Below are 17,663 nucleotides of genomic sequence, written 5' to 3'. Positions count from 1 at the left end.
GCTCTAGTTTGAGGATGACTTGTCGTCGCCACGCCGTTCGCGGCGCTGGCGACTGAGTTCGATGCGGGCGCGCATGCCCTCGCTGGCGGCAGGGCCCGCGTGCAGGACGTGGCGCGCGCGCGATATCTGCTCACCGGTATGTGCGTCGACCAAGACAGGCTCGACCGCCTGCCCGGTACGCACGTCTGTCAGATGCGAGCTCACGCCCTCAGGCGCGAAATGGCGATTGCCCCAGGCCAGTAAGGTGATCAGCACGGGGCGAAAGTCCTCGCCGGCCGGCGTCAGGACGTATTCGTAACGTACCGGGCGATCCTGGTAAGGACGGCGAACCAGCAGCCCGCTCTCCACCAGTCCGCTCAACCGCCGACTCAGCATGTTGGGTGCGATCCCCAGGCTTTGCTGGAACTCGTCGAAACGGGTGATGCCATAAAAGGCGTCGCGCAGGATCAGCATGCTCCACCACTCGCCTACCCGCTCCAGGCTGCGCGCAATGGCGCATTGCATACCCTCGAAGCTCTTGCGTTGCATGACGGAAGACCTGCCGTGACCAATAAGATGATGGTCATCATATGATCAGTAACTATCATTATGCAAGTGACTAGTTGTGACGACGACGTGAAGGCGCCAAAGGCGTCACTAGACCTGCGCGAGGGGGATCCTTCGCGTCGGCGGAAAGCCGCGAAAGGTGCGCGCTATTTCGCGACCTCGGCCAACGCGAGCGCCGCCCGGCGCCCTTGGGCGAGCAGCTCGTCAGACATGGCCGGATCACTCACCGCGCGAGCCAGCATCAGGGTGCCGACCAAGGAGGACAGCACGGCCATTGCGATGCCATGGCGTTGTTTGGGCGTCAGGTTTCCGGGCAGCGCGCCGGCAATCAGCGCCGTCGTTTGCGCCGTGCCCTCGCTAAACGCATCTCGCAGCGACTCCGATCCACGCGCGATTTCGGCGGAGAGCGCGGCCGCCACGCAGCCCTCGGCAACCCGGTTGCGGTGCGACTCGCTGAGATAGGTATCGATCAGCGCTGCGATGCCGCCATGTTTCGCACGCTCGAGCGCCTTGCGTAAACGCTCGTAGGTGCCCTGCCAGGCGAGCATGATCGCCTCGCGCGCGAGATCGTCCTTGGATTCAAAGTGATTGTAAAAACCACCCTGGGTAAGACCGATGTCGCTCATCAGGTTGGCGACGCCGACGGCAGCAATGCCTTCCTCGCGAAAACGCGCGGCGGCAGCCTCGATGATCCGCTGGCGGGTGGCTTCTTTGTGACCCTTGTCGTAACGCATGGTTTAACTCCTCCCCCTACATACCCGAACCGACACGCGGCCAGTTTCATCCAAATACGCTGATCCACGCTGGACCAAGGTCACCCATGACCTCAGTCCAGGCGTGTGGCCACCGTCATGCGATGGCCAACGTTCACGCCAACAGCCGATCCATCAGGCCTCCAATTCAATGGCGATCGCCGTGGCCTCGCCACCACCAATACATAGCGAGGCTACACCGCGACGGCCGCCCGTATGGCGCAGCGCATGCAACAAAGTCACCATCAGGCGAGCGCCGGTAGCGCCGATCGGGTGACCAAGTGCGCACGCACCGCCATGCACGTTGATCTTATCGCGTGGAATGCCAAGCTCTTTCGCCGCCATCATCGGAACAACGGCAAACGCCTCGTTGATCTCGAAGAGATCGACACTGTCCGTGCTCCAATCCAGGTTCCGCAGCAGTTTCTGGATCGCAGGAATCGGCGCCGTGGTGTACCACGCGGGATCCTGCGAATGCGTCGCGTGCCCTTTGATGGTTGCCAGGATGGGGAGGCCTACCTGCTCGGCGATCGAGCGTCGGGTCAGGATCAGCGCCGCCGCACCATCGGCATTGGCCGACGCACTGGCCGCCGTAATCGTCCCGTCGGCGCGAAATGCCGGCTTGAGCGCGGGAATTTTCTCGGCGGATACCTTCTGCGGGTGCTCGTCGTGCTCGATCCATACACTGCCATTCTTCGCCGCGAGCTCTACGGGCACGATTTCTTCGCGGAATGCTCCGCTCTCGATGGCTTGCTGCGCCCGCTTCAGCGTCTCGATGGCCCAGGCGTCCTGATCGTCCCGGCTGAATCCATAGGCCTTGGCGGCCACCTCACCGAAGTCTCCCATCGGGCGCCCTGTTTCGTAAGCGTCCTCCAGGCCATCGCGCATCATATGGTCAAAGATCTGATCGTGGCCGACCCGGTAACCGCTGCGTGCCTTGCTCAGCAGGTAAGGCGCGCCCGACATGGACTCCATGCCGCCGGCCACAACGACATTGGCCGACCCGGCACGAATAAGATCATGGGCCAACATCACCGCCTTCATGCCTGAACCACAGACCTTGTTGACGGTTGTCGCGCCTACCGCGTCCGGCAGACCGGCCGCGCGCGAAGCCTGGCGTGCCGGTGCCTGGCCCTGGCCCGCCGGCAACACGCATCCCATCAGCACTTCATCCACTGATGCAGGATCTACGCCGGCCCTGGCGATGGCTGCGCCGATGGCCAGCGAGCCAAGTTTATGCGCGGGCTGAGTTGCCAGTTCGCCCAGGAAGCGGCCAAGCGGGGTGCGTACGGCCGATACGATGACAACAGGATCGATGGTGGTCATGGGAGATTCGCAGAGTGAAGGAGTGACTGTTCCGCGCAGCCTCATGGCTCGCCCGCGGACGTGACTGTCCAACGACTCGATCCGGCACGCACGACGACGCGCCGAATCCAATCGCGGGGCTCACGCGAACGATAATATGATGACTATAATTTCAAATTAAAGGGGCGGCGTGACTCGCGGCCGCGGACTGCACCACGGCCGTGCTCACCAGGTATCCGATGACGCGATGATCGAGTGGATACGCGTCGTGCCAGCTCAACCGCAACGCTCTCAACCTCAATGCGGCGAGGCGGTGATGGAACGTCGCAGCGCCGCCAGCGGAGCGCCGTCGTCGAAGCGAATCTCTCCGTCGACTTCGGAGATACCCAATCGCTGCAGGGCGTGATCGAGATCGACGTGGACCGGACGGTCCTTCATCTCGTTGTACAACGTCGTCATAACGTCGAGGCGAACCGAAGCGTCACCTGCCGCCAACACCTGCTCGACCTCCCAAAATTTCGTATTGCCTCCGCTCGCCCGGTTGATCGCACGTAGCGCGTCCTGCAGCCGGTAGCGTCCTGCGCTCTTCTCGTAAATGGCTATTTCAGCGAGCAGCCAAAACATCGCACCGCCCCAATACGTGCGTCCCCACGTATGCGTGTGATCGAGACCCTGGTCGTCAGGGCCAGGCTGCCCCTTGGACATGTCTTCGACCGCCCATCGCCACACGGCCTGCGGCGTGATCTGTCCTGCCTGCGCACGCGCGATGGGCTCGACATAGGTTGCATTACCTTCCAACAGCCATTCACTTCGCCTCGGCACGTTCGGCAGGGCAAGATGAACCATTTCGTGGACCAGCACCCAGTCGTTCATGAACTTGGCATCACTTGCTGCGGCACCGACATGCACGCGCATGGCCGAGCTTTCGATGCCGTAAGCCGTTGCCGGGCCAACGTGGTCACCCTCCCCGGCGATGACCAGCAGGCCGACACGCTCTACCGGGAAGCGGCCGAAATAGGTGGAGACGGCGACGGCACTGCGCTGGATCCAGGCAGCGACCCGGCTCCGATCAAGCGCGGATGAGCCGTCCGCGAACACCACGAAGATGTCGCCACCGCCGATCGCCAGCCTCAGGTCGGGACGGCCACGCAATGCGGCATAGACGTCGCGTGCATCTTCGAAGCCTTGCGCCGAGAGCTCCGCGGACGGCAAGCATGCCGCGGCCACACCGCCGACGATTGCACCGAGAAATTGCCTGCGTTTCATCGTGATCGGCCCAAGCCTGGATCCTTTGCCCGGGGCGTCCCGCGCAAGCCATGTTGGCGCTTGCCCGATCGCCTCGGTGAAGCCGCGACCGGTGCTCGCGCAGACCGCGACCATGCCACCGCGGCACGCAAGGTAACGTCAACGCGCCGGCACCTGAAGCCGCCCGCCACCCGTTGGCGCGGTAGCGTATGCCGCCGTTGCCATAGCATGATGCGGCTGTTCGCATGACGCGCGCCGCGCATTCCGTCGACCCACTCTTGTCGGGACACGTCCATGGGCAGTCTCAAGGCAATACCGGCATCCTTCTTCGGCACGGTGCTCGGCATCATCGGGCTGGGTGGAAGCTGGCGCATGGCAGGTCGGCTATGGCAGCTACCGCATGCCATCGGGGAAGCCATCATGCTGTTTGGCGCCCTGGTCTGGGCGTTGCTGGTCGCGCTGTATGTGGTCAAGTGGGTATGGTCTCGCGACCGCGCCTTGGCGGAAGCGCGCGATGCTGTGCAATGCTGTTTCATAGGCCTGGCACCCGCCACGTTCGCGCTGATGGCGCTGGCGATCGGGCCGTATCACCACGGTGTGGCGATAGGTCTGTGGATCGTCGGCAGCGCGGGACAGCTCGCCTTCGGCCTGTTTCGCTCCGGCGGCATGTGGCGCGGTGGTCGCGATTTGGCGACGGTGACGCCGATTCTGTTCCTGCCCACCGTGGCGGGCAATTTCATTTGCGCGATTGCAGCCGGCACACTAGGTCAGCCGAGCTGGGGCGTACTGTTCTTCGGCGCGGGCTTCTTCAATTGGGTGGTCATGGAGTCGGTCATCCTGTTCCGCTTGTGGATGGGCGCGCCGATCAACGAGCCACTGCGCCCTGCCGTGGGAATCCAACTTGCCCCACCCGTGGTGGGCTCGTTGGCCTATCTCGCGAACACACAGGGCTTACCCGACCTTTTCGCGCAGGCGATGTGGGGTTACGGCGTGTTCCAGCTGTTGATGCTGTTGCGCCTGGCGCCGTGGATCACGCGGCAACCCTTCGCGGCTTCCTATTGGGCTTTCAGCTTCGGCATCACCGCGTTGTCCACGGGCGCACTGCACATGGTCTGGCGCGGGACGACCGGAGCGATCGCGGTCCTCGCCCTGCCCGCTTTCGTGCTAGCCAACGTGGCGATGATCGCGCTGCTCCTGGGTAGCTTGTGGCGACTGTCGCAAGGCCGTTTTTTGCCGCCCGCTCCGGTGATGCCTGCACCGGGGCCGTAGCGCGGAAGGCTGGCATCGGTGCACCCACTGGGCGCACCCCATCCGTCCGGACGCCATGCACGCCACACCCATCAATTCGCCAGGCGCGCGAAGACCATGTCCAGCAAGGCGCGCAAGCGCCCGAGGCGTCGCAGATCATGGTGATAGCCGACCCAGGTATCCCGCGATGGCGGGTCTTCGCCAAGCTCAATGCGCTCGAGCCCGGCAAAGCCATCGCCCAGAGGTCGCGGCAGGACGGCCACGCCAACACCCTGGGCACACATCTGGGCCTGAATGAGGCGGGCATTGCTGCGCACGGCGACCGGCGCACGCGGCAACATGCGTTGCAGCCAGGCAACGTCCGGCATGCTGCCAAACGCCGTATCCATGGTGACCAGGACGACATCCGCGCCGTTGCCCGCCACGGGATGCACCGAGCCGGTGCGGGTATAGAGCCCATACGGCATGGACAGCAGCTTGCGTGACGCGATGTCCGGCTCTTCAAAGGGCTGGATGCGAAAAGCCAGGTCCGCCTCGCGGCGTGAAAGACTCAAGAAGCGGGCGTCGGTCAGCAGTTCGATCGTCACGCGCGGATGCGCGTGTGAAAACTCCGCCAGCACCGGCGTCAGCACATAGGCGCCGAACCAGTCCGACGAAGTGATCCTCAGAGAACCATCGAGCAGTTGTTCCTGGCCGGCCAGTTGCCGCTGGAGCGCCAGGGCCTCCTCCTCCATGCGTTCCGCATGATTGAGCACCGCTGCGCCTTCATCGGTGATCACGAAGCCGTCGTTCGTACGCTGGAACAATTTTTGTCCCACCGCTCCCTCCAGCGCACGCAAGCGACGGCCCATGGTCGGCTGGGTCTGCCCCAGTTTGCGGGCCGCTGCACCGAGCGTTCCCTCGCGAGCCACCGCAAGAAAGACGCGAAGGTCATCCCATTCCATAAGAGCTCCTCCCCCCGCGATTGGCCAAGATGGCCTGGACAGATGCGGCCTTCATACCATGCATTTATGCATGATTAGAATGCAATTTCTTGGGTTTCCATGCGAAATAAATGGGGATAGCTTAGCGACATCCCTCATCGAGACCTTGGCTATGAGCACCACGAACACCATGCACGCCGCTGTTCTGGAAACCCACGGCGGGCCGTTTCGCCACGCCACGATCGCCCGCCCGCTTGTCGGCGCCGGGCAGGTCCTGGTGCGCATCAAGGCGAGTGGCGTCAATCCGCTGGACCTGAAGATTCGCAGCGGCAAGGCGGAGCATGCCCGACATCCGCTGCCGGCCATCCTTGGGATCGATCTCGCGGGTGTGGTCGACGCCGTAGGCCCAGGCGTGACGACGTTTTGTCGGGGTGACGAGGTCTACGGCATGACCGGCGGCGTGGGCGGCGTGCAGGGATCGCTGGCCGAGTATGCCGCCGTCGATGCCGACCTGCTGGCGCTCAAGCCCGCCAACTTCAGCATGCGCGAAGCCGCGTCACTGCCACTGATCTTCATTACGGCATGGGAGGGCCTGGTGGACCGTGCACGCCTGGGCGCCGGACAAACCGTTCTGGTGCAAGGCGGCGCCGGCGGCGTGGGAACCATGGTGATCCAGATTGCACGCGCGCTCGGGGCGAGCGTTTTCGCCACCCATGCCGCATCCAGCGCCGATGTCATTGCCGACTTGGGAGCGACGCCGATCGACTACGCGCGGTGCACGGTCGAAGACTATGTGGCGACCCATACCTCGGGCCGTGGCTTTGACGTTGTCTATGACACCGCGGGTGGCGTGAGCCTGGATGCATCGTTCAAGGCGGTGAAGCGTTTTGGCCACGTGGTCAGCTCACTGGGTTGGGGAACGCATGCGCTCGCGCCGCTTTCGTTCCGCGCTGCCACGTATTCAGGCGTATTCACCTTGCTTCCGTTACTGACAGGCGAAGGCAAGGCCCATCATGGTGACATCCTGCGCGAGGCCACGCGGCTTGCCGAGACGGGAAAGTTGTTGCCGCGACTCGATCCGAGCCGCTTCGACCTGACCTCCGTAGGCAACGCTCACGAACTGCTGCAGTCGCGCCAGGCGCAGGGGAAAGTCGTCATCGATGTCGTTGGCTAGCGCCTGCCTCGCCCGTGGCACGCCAACGGTACCGGATCGCTCGGTACCAACAGCGGTGGTGTCGCCCTCAGGTGGGTTTCGTCAGGCTCTGCAACGTCGTCGGCAGCAACTCTGCAACGGTTGGATGGATATGCACGGCATGCGTCACGGTGCGATAAGGCGCCTTGGCATACATGATGTCGAGCAGGCAATGGATGGCCTCGTCGCCATTCACGCCAAGGATGCTAGCGCCCAGCAATTGCTCAGTGCTTCCATCCACGATCACTTTCATGAAGCCGAGCGTTTCGCCACGTTCGACGGCACGCCCTACGCGCGCCATGGGACGGACGCCGACAAGCACGTCATGACCGCTGTGCAAGGCTTCCTGCTCGGTCATGCCGATGCGCGCCAAGGGCGGATCAATAAATAGCGCATAGGCCGGGATGCGATCGGAAATGCGGCGCGGCTCGCTGTCCAGCAGATTGGCCGCGACGATCTCGTAATCGTTGTACGAGGTGTGGGTAAAGGCGCCCTTGCCGTTGCAATCACCCATCGCCCAAACGCCTTCGACATTGGTGCGGCATTGGTCGTCCACCACGATGTAGCCATGCTCGTTCATGGCCACGCCAGCCTTGTCCAGGCCCAACGTATCCGTATTGGGTCGCCGACCCACGGCTAGTAGAAGGTGGGTGCCACGCACTTCCATGCGCGGCTCTGCACATGTGGCCACGACGCTCAGGTCGCCTGCTTTGCCATGAAGCTCGATGCACTCCGCGGCCAGATGCAGGGTGATGTCCTCGCGCTGAAGGATGTCAACGATGGCCGCCGATACCTCGGGGTCCTCCCGAGGAAGGAGGCGTTCGCTGCGCTCGACGATGCTCACCTTGGCGCCAAAACGGCGGAACATTTGCCCGAACTCCAGCCCGATATAGCTGCCGCCCACGATCACCAGATGTTGCGGAAGCTCGCGCAGATCCATGATCCCCACGTTGGTCATAAACGGCACGGTATCGATGCCTGGAAAATCGGGCATGGTCGCGCGACCTCCGACATTGAGAAAGATCTCGCCGGCTTCGATCAGCTGATCACCGACACGCAGGCTATGCGGTGATTCGAATGCCGCGTGTCCACGCAACAGGGTGACATTCGGCATGCCGGCCAGCCAGTTCTCTACACTGCTGCGCGAACGCTCGGAGATGCCGCGCGTGCGTTCCCACACACGCTGCATGGCCACGCGCACGTCGCCGCCGTTGTCGACGCCATAATCGGTTGCGCGGCGCCCCATGTGCGCAACATAGGCGCTTGCCACCATCGACTTCGTGGGAATGCAGCCAGTGTTGACGCAGGTGCCGCCCACCAGCTTGCGCTCGACCACCGCCACCTTGCGTCCGGACTTCCCCAGGCGCTCCGCCAGCGACGGACCCGCCTGCCCCGTCCCTACCACCACTGCATCGAATTGCTGCCCCATCGCACTCGCCCCAAGGAAGAATCTGGCAAGCGTGGCACCAAGGGAAGCAAGGAAGCGTCAATGCAGGCACTCCATACGCCAGCCAATCACGTGAGCTGGCGTATGAGGTGTGCTTGAGGGGCGTCTTCAGGACTCGATATTGCCGAACAGCTTGTGCACGATGACCCAACGCCCATTCTGCTTCAGCAGCGACAGCACGTTGAAATACCTCTGTCCAAGCATCTCCAGGCGCGCCGTGACACTGGCCACACCATCGAGCACGTCGATCGAAATGGCGTTCATCGCCTGTCGCTCGCCTAGCGCATGCGGACTTTTCCGCGAGGCTACGGCGAGGATGTATTCCTCGGCCGAGCGCACGCGTAGCTGGCCCTGTACGTTGTCCGTCACCCTCGCGTCGGGCAGGAAGACGGCCCGAAGGCCATCAGCGTTTCCCGTATAGATACTATCGAAGTAGGCATGCATCACCCCCAGGACTGCATCATGGCTGCTCATGCGTAGCGGACTCCCTTGTTGGTGGCGCCGGGTGCTAACGCCTTGACGCTGGTTTCAATCAGCGAATGCAGCTCGGCGGCGGCGACGAAACCCGTGACCAGGTTGTACAGTTTGCTCCCGTCTTGCAGTAGTAGCGCCGGGAAGCTGGAAACTCCCCATCGACGGGCCTGCAGGAAGTCCTCTTGCGTGGCGGCGACGGTTTCGCGCGCCCGCCACACCGTAAGAAACGCCTCCGCGGTGGTCGGAAATCCCATGCCTGTCATCGTCTCCGCCACCCGTTCGGCCAACAGGGCGCCCTCGGTGATATCCAGGCCTTCGGCATAGAAGCCGTGCTGGATGGCTCGGAACACGCTCAACTGGTCGATCGATGGCGCCATCAAGCGAGCCGCGACCACAGCCCGGCAAGCCGGCTCAGTGTCGTAGACGAAGCCCGTGCGAGCCTTGAATGCTTCACGGTCAAACGGCAATCCGCTCGCCGCCTCAACGCGCGACCAGTGGCCCAGTCGAAACTCACGCTGGGCCAGCGTCAGCGGTTCCGTCGCACCCGCACCGACACCGCCGACGACGATATCGAGCTCGATTTCAGGAAACGCGCCCCGCACCTCGGCCAATTGCTTGCCGAAGCCGTAGCACCAGGAACACATCGGATCGCCGACAAAAATCAGTTTCATGTGATTAATCCAGAAAGTTGCTATGGGAGTCGTCTGTCACTGCCGGGGCCATGATGGGAACCCGCCTTTTGACTTGGTGGACACTCTATTTGTGCTTCGATCAGGGATAAATATGGTTCAATGCAATTCATTTGATGCGTGGTGTAACAGATCATGCCCAGGCGGTTTGACGACATGGCGCTCGGCAGCATCGAGCTGTTCTGTCTGTCGGCTGAGCTTGGCGGCTTCACGGCGGCCGCAGCCACGGCGGGTGTGACGCCGGCGGCCGTCAGTCGATCGGTCGCCAGGCTCGAAGAGCGCATGGGCGTGCGCCTGTTCGTACGAACGACCCGACACATGCGCCTGACCGACGCCGGCCGTGTGTATTACGAGCAGTGTCGTCAGGCGCTCGACCAGTTGGTGGAAGCCGAAAGAGTCGCAGGGGGTGAGCAACTGCATCCCGTCGGGACGCTACGCATCAGTGCGCCGACAACTTATTCGCATTACCGGCTGCTTCCCTTGCTTCCGGAATTTCGAGAACTGCATCCCGACGTGCGCGTCGAGGTCCATGTGGGCAACCGCAACGTGGATTTTTCGGAGGAAGGATTTGACCTGGCCATCCGCGTGCGCTCACCGGGAGATTCAGGGCTTATCGTGCGCCACCTGGAAGATGCGGCACTCGTCGTGGTCGGATCGCCTGCCTATCTGGCGCGCTGCGGCACCCCGAAGAGCCTGGATGATCTGCGTGCGCACGACTGCATTCAGTTCGACCTCCCCAGTAGTGGTCGCCGGATCACGTGGTTATTCAGGGACCAGGGCAACGACATCGAACTGCGCACCGAGGGTGGCTACTCCCTTTCCGAGGATATCCTGGGTGGCGTGACGCTCGCGCGGCACGGCGCCGGTCTATTTCAAACCTATCGCTTCGTCGTGGAAGGCGATCTTCGCGCGGGACGACTCGTCGAAGTCCTGCAGGAAGCCTCGGGGCGATCGCGTCCTTTCAACCTGCTTTACCCATCAAGCCGACACGTGCCGTTTCGCGTGCGGAGTTTCATCGACTTTCTGGTCCAAAAGATGACCTGAGTCTCCCTCGCCCAGTCCTCGGAATAGATCACCCAGCGGGCTTGTTACATCGCGTATCAACAGAAGTACCATGAACCCCATTTATGCCTTGGCATGGACGCGAATAGGATGGTCGACTCGCGTTACTGACTTGTCTCTGCCGGAGGACTCATGCTGCATCTCTATACCTGGAAGACGCCAAACGGGCGCAAACCGGCGATTGCGCTGGAAGAGCTGCAGCTCGATTACGTGGTGCATGCGGTGGATATCAATAACCAGCAGCAATTCCTGCCGGATTTCGTTGCCATCTCACCGAACAGCAAGATTCCGGCCCTGGCCGATGATTCGAATGGCCTCAAGATCTTCGAGAGCGGTGTCATCCTGGAGTACCTGGCTGACCGCACTGGAAAGCTTCTTCCCAGCAGCGGTGCCGCACGCTACGAGACCTTGCAATGGCTGTATTGGCAGGTCGGTGGCCTGGGCCCCATGTTTGGCCAACTGGCCTTTTTCGCGAATCGTGCGAAAGAGAAGATGCCGATCGCCATCGATCGCTATCTCACCGAATCCAATCGGCTGCTCGACGTGCTTGAGCGCCGTCTTGCCGCTTCGCAGTATGTCGGAAGCGACGATTACAGCATCGCCGACATCGCCATCTACCCCTGGGTGGCCTCAGTGATCGCCAATATTCCGCAACTTCTTGGTGGCTTAGCAGCGACGCGGCCGTCACTGAAACGCTGGATGGAAAGCCTTGCCGCGCGCCCTGCGGTGGTCAAGGGAATGGCTGTCCTCAGCGACTACACGCCTGAAAAGCGCATCGCTTGATGCGTGCACCCATCCGCGCAGGAAAGGAGCTTCACCCCCGCACTCCACCGTAGAAACCCATCATCAAGGGTCCAACCCATGAGACGAATGGCCTTCCTCATGGCTTGCGCGATAGCCTGCGCAAGTCCACTCGCCGCTTCCGCAGTCAGTCGCGATGACGATCACCCACCCGCAGGTGATGTGATGACTAGGTATCGAACGGCCAATGTCCACGGGTTGAACATCTTCTATCGCGAAGCGGGCGACAGTCACGCGCCCGCGGTGCTCTTGCTGCATGGCTTCCCATCCTCATCGCGGATGTACGACAAGCTGATACCCGTGCTGGCGCGGCGATTTCACGTGATCGCGCCTGACTATCCAGGCTTTGGCCATTCCGACGCGCCGCCTCCCGAGACGTTTGCTTATACGTTTGACCACCTGGCGTCCGTCATCGATGCCTTCACGCAGCAACTCGGTATCCAGCACTACGCGCTCTTCGTCCAGGATTACGGGGGCCCGGTCGGGTTTCGCCTGGCGCAGATACACCCCGAGCGGATCGCGGCGATCGTCATACAGAACGCGGTGGCACACGAAGAGGGCCTGGGCCCGCTGTGGACGACTCGCCGTCAGTATTGGGCCAACCGGGAAGCATACGCCGACAAGCTCCGCGCGAACCTGATTTCGCTTGAGGCGGCAAAACAGCGCCATGTCGGCACGGATCCCGATCCCAGCCTTTACGATCCGGATGCATGGACCGACGAGTTCGCCTTCCTCAGCCGTCCAGGCGAGGGCCGCATTCAAGAAGACCTGTTCTATGACTACCGCACCAACGTCGCGTCATACCCCGCGTGGCAGGCTTATCTGAAGGCGCACCACCCGCCCATGTTGGTACTTTGGGGAAAGTACGACCCTTCGTTCACCGTTGCCGGCGCATGGGCGTACCAGAAAGACGTGCCTGATGCCGAAGTCCACATCCTTGATGCCGGACATTTTGCGATGGACACGAAAGGCCAGGAGGTTGCCGATTTCACGCTGCAATTCCTGAATCGGCAGCGAGATCACATGGTGCGCGTGGCAGGCGGTGCCCGCTAATGGTCGAGTGGCGATCCTTGCACCGGGCCGAGTCGATTTGTGCGCGGATCGAAAGGCTGACTTCCGCCAGCAAGCGCTTCACTCAACCCCTCGATGCGCCCAGAGTCTAGCTTCTTCCCCACGCAAGAGGCGGTATAGCGAATGAACCACGATCACAAAAAGGTCTTCCTGATCACCGGCGTCAGTTCGGGTTTCGGCCGCGCATTCTCCGAGGCTGCAGTTGCAGCGGGTCATCAGGTCATCGGCACGGTCCGCCGCGAGGACGATCGCGCGCCGTTCGAGGCGATCGCCCCGGGGAGTGCTCGCGCGGTGGTTCTCGATGTCACGGATTTCGCTGCCATCGATGGCGCCATCGCCTCGATGATTGACGAGTTTGGTCGCATCGACGTGCTTATCAACAATGCCGGCTACGGCCACGAAGGTGTGCTGGAAGAGTCGCCACTGGAGGCCATGCGCCATCAGTTTGAGGTCAATGTCTTTGGCGCCGTCGCCATGATGAAGGCCGTGCTCCCTGGCATGCGCGAGCGCCGATCCGGCCATATCATCAATATGTCGTCGATGGCCGGCTACACCCCGCTTCCCGGCATTGCCTACTACGCGGGCAGCAAGTTCGCACTCGAAGGGATTACGGGCGTGCTGGCCAAGGAAGTGGAGGCCTTTGGCATCAAGGTGACGGCCATCGCGCCCGGTTCGTTTCGCACCGATTGGGCGGGCCGCTCGATGATTCGTAGCGAGCGAAGCATTGCCGACTACGATGCGCTCTTCGATCCCATCCGCAAGGCGCGCGAGGACAAGAGCGGCAAGCAGGCTGGCGACCCGGGGCGCGCTGCCCAGGCGCTGTTGCAGTTGATCGATGCCAAGCAAGCCCCGGTGCATCTGCTGCTCGGCAGCGACGCACTCAACGTGGTACGAGGACACCTTGCTGATCTCCTGGCGCAGATCGATACCTGGGAGCCTGTCAGTCGCTCTACCGACTTCGCTTGAAGGATTGAACATGGAATACCGCTATCTCGGCCGCAGTGCCCTCAAGGTATCGCCGCTGTGCCTGGGCGCCATGATGTTTGGCGGTGAAACCGACGAGGCCACCGCCAAACGGATCATCGACAAGGCGTTCAAGCAGGGCGTGAACTTCATCGACACGGCCGATGTTTACCGCGCCGGCAAGTCGGAAGAAATCGTTGGCCGCGCCATTGCGGAACACCGCGATGCCTGGGTAGTGGCGACCAAGTTCGGTTTTCACACCACCCGCGCTCCCAACGAGCGGGGTCAATCCCGTAAATGGATCTACCAGACGGTCGACGCGAGCCTCAAGCGCCTGGGTACCGAGTACATCGACATCCTGTATTTTCATCGGGCCCTGCCCGACGTGCCGCTGGAGGAAGGCGTGCGCGCCGTCGGCGATCTGATCCGCCAGGGCAAGCTGCGCTATTTCGGCGTCTCCAACTTTCGCGGCTGGCGTATCGCCGAGGTGGTCCGCATCGCCGACCAGCTCGGCATCGATCGTCCGGTGGCCAGCGAGCCGCTCTACAACATTGTCGACCGCACGGCCGAGGTCGAACAATTGCCGTCGGCCGCTCATTACGGCCTTGGCGTGGTCTCCTACAGTCCTCTCGCGCGTGGCGTGCTAAGCGGCAAGTACCGCAACGACGCACCGGCACCGCCGGACAGCCGCGCCGGCCGCGGCGACAAACGCATCCAGCAGACCGAGTGGCGTCCCGAGTCGATCGAGATCGCGCAGAAGATTGCCGCTCATGCCGCAGAGCGCGGCACCACGCCGGTCGCGTTCGCCCTGGCCTGGATACTGAAGAATCGTTTGATCAGCTCGACGATCGCCGGACCTCGTACCGAGGCCCATTGGGATAGCTACATCGAGGCGCTGAAGGTTCAGCTCGGGCCCGAAGACGAGGCGTTCATCGATAGCCTGGTGCCGCCCGGCCATGCCTCCACACCGGGCTATACCGACCCTCAATATCCGATCGAGGGACGGCAGGCGCTTTAGCGCTCAGGGAGCTAACCGTACGTGCGCAAGGCGCGCAAGCCGCCTGCGAGTGAATGGACATCGCAAAATCCGTTGGCGCGCAGAAGACGCGCAGCGTGGCCGCTGCGTTGCCCACTGGCGCAAACCAGTAGCGGGCGGCACGTAGTCAACTCGTTCGCGCGAGCGAGGACTTGTGCGGACGGAATAGCCAGCGACGGCACACCTGGCAAGGGGTCGCTCGCGATTTCACCGGGTTCACGCAGATCGACCAGGGTGAAGCCTGAGGCCATCGCGTCCTCCAGGCTATCGAAGACGAGATCAACCTCACCCTGCTCCCGCGCCAGCGCCAGCGACTCGCGCGCAACCTCGACGCAGCCACCATGCAAGGCGCAACCCTGGGTAGCGTCGATGGGCAGTCGCTGCATGGTGAGGTCGAGCAGGTTAACCAGCAGCAAGGCGTCTGCTTCCGGGCGCGGCAGGTCGAGCAGTATTTTCAATGCCTCGGCTGCCTGCAGCGTGCCGAGTACCCCGGGTACCGGGCCAAGCACACCGGACTGCGCGCAACTGCCCACGGTTTCCGGTGCCGGTGCACGCGGCCACAGGCAACGCAGGCAAGGCGTGCCCGGCCGAGCCGGGATGACCTGCAGTTGGCCTTCGTACTGATACACGCTGGCCATGATCAGCGGCGTCCCGCTCAGCACGGCTGCGTCGCTGCTCACATAGCGGCTGCGCATATCGTCGGTGCATTCCACCACCAGGTCGAATTGGCGGAACACCTCCACGACGTCGCTGGCGCGCAACGGTTCCGTCCAGGTACGTACCGTCACGGCAGGATTGAGCAAAGCGATGCGACGTGCGGCCAGATCCACCTTGCGCTCGCCGATGTCGCGCGCGTCGTACATGGTCTGCCGATGCAGGTTGCTCGCATCCAGGCGATCGCCGTCGACGATGCCCAATGTCCCCACACCGGCACCCGCGAGGTAGCCGAGTACCGGACAACCCAAGCCGCCGACACCGATCACCAGCACACGTGAAGCCGCCAGCTTCGCCTGCCCTGCCTCGCCCACCTCGCGCAGACGGGTCTGGCGCGAGTAGTCGGGCACGAAGGCCCGCGCGTGGTCGTGATGCGCAGGCGGCTGATGCGCTTCGTGTTCGTGCTCGCGATACACGTGGGTGCAGGCCACCCAGTGGGACTCGCCGGTGAGATAGTGTTCCTTCTTCCAGATTGGCAGCCGATGCTTGATCTCGTCGATGATGTAGCGGCAGGCGCGGAACGCCTCGTCGCGATGCGGCGCGCAAACGCCTACCCACACCGCCAAGTCGGACACATGCAGATGTCCCGTACGGTGCACGCAACGCGCGTCGGTGACGCCGTAACGGGTAATCGCTTCCTCGAGGATGCGTTCGCCTTCCGCCTGCGCCAGCTCGGCATAGGCCTCGTACTCTAGGCCATCCACCTCGCGCCCCTCGTTGCTGTCGCGCACCCAGCCTTCGAAGGCGCAAAAGCCCCCACTGCCAGCGTGCTTCAACGCTTCGTGCAGCAAGGCGATGTCCACCGATTCGTCTGAAAGACTGAAGCGCATCATCCACCTGCCACCGGCGGAATGAAGACGATGGTGTCGCCATCGCGCAGCGGCCGATCCCACGCGCTGAACTGCGCATTGACCGCCACCTTGAGTACGTCGGCCGCCAGCGAGAAACCACGGCGCAGGCGCAGCTCCTCATACAGTTCGCGCAGCGACGTGGCGGTCGTCTTCACCTGCTCGCCACTCATGCCGGCCTGTTCCCGCAGCTGTGCGTAGTACTGCAGATGCACCAGAATCATGCCAGCGTCTCCAGCCGATGCTGCATGGCCTCGCGCTCTTCGGGCGTGTTGACGTTATCCAGCGCCTCGCCAGGCGTCGGCAACAACAGTGCATTGGATTGCATGAGTGCCTTACGCGGGCAATAGCTGCCGCTCTCATAACGCTGTTTGAGCAAGCCATGGCTGGCCGGCTCCCAGATGGCGCAGAGCGGCTCGGGCAGTCCGTCATGGCTGCTCGTAAACGCGGTGGCGGCCACCGCAGGGTCACGACGCGCCACCAGTTGCTGCAAGGTGACGGCGTCCAGCAACGGCAGGTCGCAGGCGAGCACCAACCATGCCGCTTCGGGATACTGGTCCTGCGCGGAAAGAATACCCGCGGCCGGCCCAATCGCTTCGTAGCGATCGAGAATCAGCGGCAGGCCGGCGCGCAGCGGATCGTCGCGCTGAGTGTCGCGTGCCGAAACGAAGGCGCGTTCCGTCACCGCTTGCAGCAGACGCCACGCGCGCAGCAATTGCGGCTCGCCGCGATATGCCAACACCGCCTTGTCCTGCTGCATGCGACGACTGGCGCCGCCCGTGAGCAGCAAGCCGTAGAGTGGTGGTGCCTTGGGCTGCTCGCTCATGGCGTCTCCTTCGCGTCCGCTCCGACGTCGTGTTTGCCGCCGGTCTTCTTCACCAGGCGGATGTCACCGATCACCATATCGTGCGACATCGCCTTGCACATATCGTAGATCGTCAAGGCCGCAATACTGGCGCCGGTCAGTGCTTCCATCTCCACACCGGTGCTACCACGGCAGCCTACCGTGCAATCGATCAGCGCATCGTTGTGTTCCATGTGGATGGCGATGTCGCAGCGATCCAGGCTGAGCGGATGGCATAGCGGAATCAGCTGCGGTGTCGCCTTGGCGCCCATCACACCGGCGATCTGCGCCACCGTGAGCACGGCCCCCTTGGGCGTGACATAACCGGCGGCGCGCAGCGCCTGCGCAACCTCGGCGGGGAACGTGATCCTTGCCCGCGCCTGGGCCGTGCGATTCGTCACCGGCTTGGCACCGACGTCGACCATACGCGGCTGCTGTGCCTCGTCGACGTGGGAAAGCTTGGCGGGAGGGAGAGTCACATCAGGCTCCGGAAGCGAGGCAGG

Annotated in this window: 19 protein-coding genes; 7 read left to right on the top strand and 12 right to left on the bottom strand. The window is 62.9% G+C overall.

All coding sequences use genetic code 11. The features are described from left to right. Positions 1–3: 3 nt before the first annotated feature. From OUZ30_RS09485 to OUZ30_RS09470, 4 genes are all read right to left on the bottom strand, one after another. A complete protein-coding gene (locus tag OUZ30_RS09485; protein ID WP_266181985.1) occupies positions 4–528 on the bottom strand; it encodes a winged helix-turn-helix transcriptional regulator in 525 nt (174 codons plus the stop codon). Positions 529–692: 164 nt separating this feature from the next. Then, a complete protein-coding gene (locus OUZ30_RS09480) occupies positions 693–1,280 on the bottom strand; it encodes a TetR/AcrR family transcriptional regulator (RefSeq protein ID WP_266181984.1) in 588 nt (195 codons plus the stop codon). A 153-nt stretch (positions 1,281–1,433) separates the two neighbouring features. Then, positions 1,434–2,615: an acetyl-CoA C-acyltransferase gene (locus OUZ30_RS09475; RefSeq protein WP_266183152.1), complete on the bottom strand. Its 1,182-nt coding sequence runs from the start codon at positions 2,613–2,615 to the stop codon at positions 1,434–1,436. Positions 2,616–2,900: 285 nt separating this feature from the next. Continuing rightward, on the bottom strand, positions 2,901–3,869 hold the full coding sequence (locus tag OUZ30_RS09470) for a gluzincin family metallopeptidase (protein WP_266181983.1): 969 nt from the start codon (positions 3,867–3,869) through the stop codon (positions 2,901–2,903). A gap of 273 nt (positions 3,870–4,142) precedes the next feature. On the opposite strand from OUZ30_RS09470, the gene tehA reads away from it, so the two are divergent. Next, positions 4,143–5,117, top strand: a complete 975-nt coding sequence (tehA, locus tag OUZ30_RS09465; RefSeq protein WP_266181982.1) for a dicarboxylate transporter/tellurite-resistance protein TehA — start codon at positions 4,143–4,145, stop codon at positions 5,115–5,117. 71 nt (positions 5,118–5,188) lie between these two features. Here the strand turns inward: tehA and OUZ30_RS09460 are convergent, their stop codons facing one another. Continuing rightward, positions 5,189–6,040: a LysR family transcriptional regulator gene (locus tag OUZ30_RS09460; protein ID WP_266181981.1), complete on the bottom strand. Its 852-nt coding sequence runs from the start codon at positions 6,038–6,040 to the stop codon at positions 5,189–5,191. A 151-nt stretch (positions 6,041–6,191) separates the two neighbouring features. On the opposite strand from OUZ30_RS09460, the gene OUZ30_RS09455 reads away from it, so the two are divergent. Then, positions 6,192–7,193: a zinc-dependent alcohol dehydrogenase family protein gene (locus tag OUZ30_RS09455; RefSeq protein ID WP_266181980.1), complete on the top strand. Its 1,002-nt coding sequence runs from the start codon at positions 6,192–6,194 to the stop codon at positions 7,191–7,193. Between the two features lie 67 nt (positions 7,194–7,260). Here the strand turns inward: OUZ30_RS09455 and OUZ30_RS09450 are convergent, their stop codons facing one another. The 3 genes from OUZ30_RS09450 to OUZ30_RS09440 all read right to left on the bottom strand — a co-directional run bounded on the left by OUZ30_RS09450 (position 7,261) and on the right by OUZ30_RS09440 (position 9,803). Continuing rightward, the gene (locus OUZ30_RS09450) at positions 7,261–8,640 is read right to left on the bottom strand and encodes an FAD-containing oxidoreductase (protein ID WP_266181979.1); all 1,380 of its coding nucleotides are present in this window, start codon (positions 8,638–8,640) and stop codon (positions 7,261–7,263) included. A gap of 126 nt (positions 8,641–8,766) precedes the next feature. Continuing rightward, entirely contained in the window at positions 8,767–9,132 is a 366-nt protein-coding gene (locus OUZ30_RS09445; protein ID WP_266181978.1) for a nuclear transport factor 2 family protein, read from the bottom strand. After that, complete coding sequence (locus OUZ30_RS09440) at positions 9,129–9,803, bottom strand: DsbA family protein (RefSeq protein ID WP_266181977.1); 675 nt, start codon at positions 9,801–9,803, stop codon at positions 9,129–9,131. Before OUZ30_RS09440 ends, OUZ30_RS09445 begins: the two co-directional genes overlap by 4 nt. Before the next feature lie 174 nt (positions 9,804–9,977). Between OUZ30_RS09440 and OUZ30_RS09435 the strand changes: the two genes are divergently transcribed. The 5 genes from OUZ30_RS09435 to OUZ30_RS09415 all read left to right on the top strand — a co-directional run bounded on the left by OUZ30_RS09435 (position 9,978) and on the right by OUZ30_RS09415 (position 14,736). Then, positions 9,978–10,865: a LysR family transcriptional regulator gene (locus OUZ30_RS09435; RefSeq protein ID WP_266181976.1), complete on the top strand. Its 888-nt coding sequence runs from the start codon at positions 9,978–9,980 to the stop codon at positions 10,863–10,865. A gap of 150 nt (positions 10,866–11,015) precedes the next feature. Further along, complete coding sequence (locus tag OUZ30_RS09430; protein ID WP_266181975.1) at positions 11,016–11,666, top strand: glutathione S-transferase N-terminal domain-containing protein; 651 nt, start codon at positions 11,016–11,018, stop codon at positions 11,664–11,666. Positions 11,667–11,849: 183 nt separating this feature from the next. Continuing rightward, positions 11,850–12,737, top strand: coding sequence for an alpha/beta fold hydrolase (locus OUZ30_RS09425; RefSeq protein ID WP_266181974.1), 888 nt, complete (start codon positions 11,850–11,852; stop codon positions 12,735–12,737). A gap of 141 nt (positions 12,738–12,878) precedes the next feature. Then, the gene (locus OUZ30_RS09420) at positions 12,879–13,721 is read left to right on the top strand and encodes an oxidoreductase (RefSeq protein ID WP_266181973.1); all 843 of its coding nucleotides are present in this window, start codon (positions 12,879–12,881) and stop codon (positions 13,719–13,721) included. A 10-nt stretch (positions 13,722–13,731) separates the two neighbouring features. Then, positions 13,732–14,736 (top strand): aldo/keto reductase, encoded by a 1,005-nt coding sequence (locus tag OUZ30_RS09415; protein ID WP_266181972.1) that lies wholly within the window; start codon positions 13,732–13,734, stop codon positions 14,734–14,736. Positions 14,737–14,747: 11 nt separating this feature from the next. Here OUZ30_RS09415 and OUZ30_RS09410 read toward each other — a convergent pair whose 3' ends face one another. From OUZ30_RS09410 to moaC, 4 genes are read right to left on the bottom strand one after another with little or no spacing between them, the layout of a single operon-like run. After that, positions 14,748–16,301 carry a ThiF family adenylyltransferase gene (locus OUZ30_RS09410; RefSeq protein WP_266181971.1) on the bottom strand — a complete coding sequence of 518 codons (1,554 nt, stop codon included), beginning with the start codon at positions 16,299–16,301 and terminating at the stop codon, positions 14,748–14,750. Further along, positions 16,298–16,540 carry a MoaD/ThiS family protein gene (locus OUZ30_RS09405; protein ID WP_266181970.1) on the bottom strand — a complete coding sequence of 81 codons (243 nt, stop codon included), beginning with the start codon at positions 16,538–16,540 and terminating at the stop codon, positions 16,298–16,300. The genes OUZ30_RS09410 and OUZ30_RS09405 overlap by 4 nt, the downstream gene beginning before the upstream one ends. Then, the gene (locus tag OUZ30_RS09400; RefSeq protein WP_266181969.1) at positions 16,537–17,142 is read right to left on the bottom strand and encodes an NTP transferase domain-containing protein; all 606 of its coding nucleotides are present in this window, start codon (positions 17,140–17,142) and stop codon (positions 16,537–16,539) included. Before OUZ30_RS09400 ends, OUZ30_RS09405 begins: the two co-directional genes overlap by 4 nt. After that, on the bottom strand, positions 17,139–17,639 hold the full coding sequence (gene moaC / locus OUZ30_RS09395) for a cyclic pyranopterin monophosphate synthase MoaC (protein WP_266181968.1): 501 nt from the start codon (positions 17,637–17,639) through the stop codon (positions 17,139–17,141). The genes OUZ30_RS09400 and moaC overlap by 4 nt, the downstream gene beginning before the upstream one ends. Positions 17,640–17,663: the final 24 nt, after the last annotated feature.

Source organism: Dyella humicola, assembly GCF_026283945.1.
In the GTDB taxonomy this organism is placed as follows: Bacteria; Pseudomonadota; Gammaproteobacteria; order Xanthomonadales; family Rhodanobacteraceae; genus Dyella; species Dyella humicola.
This window is presented reverse-complemented; position numbering and strand designations above follow the sequence as displayed.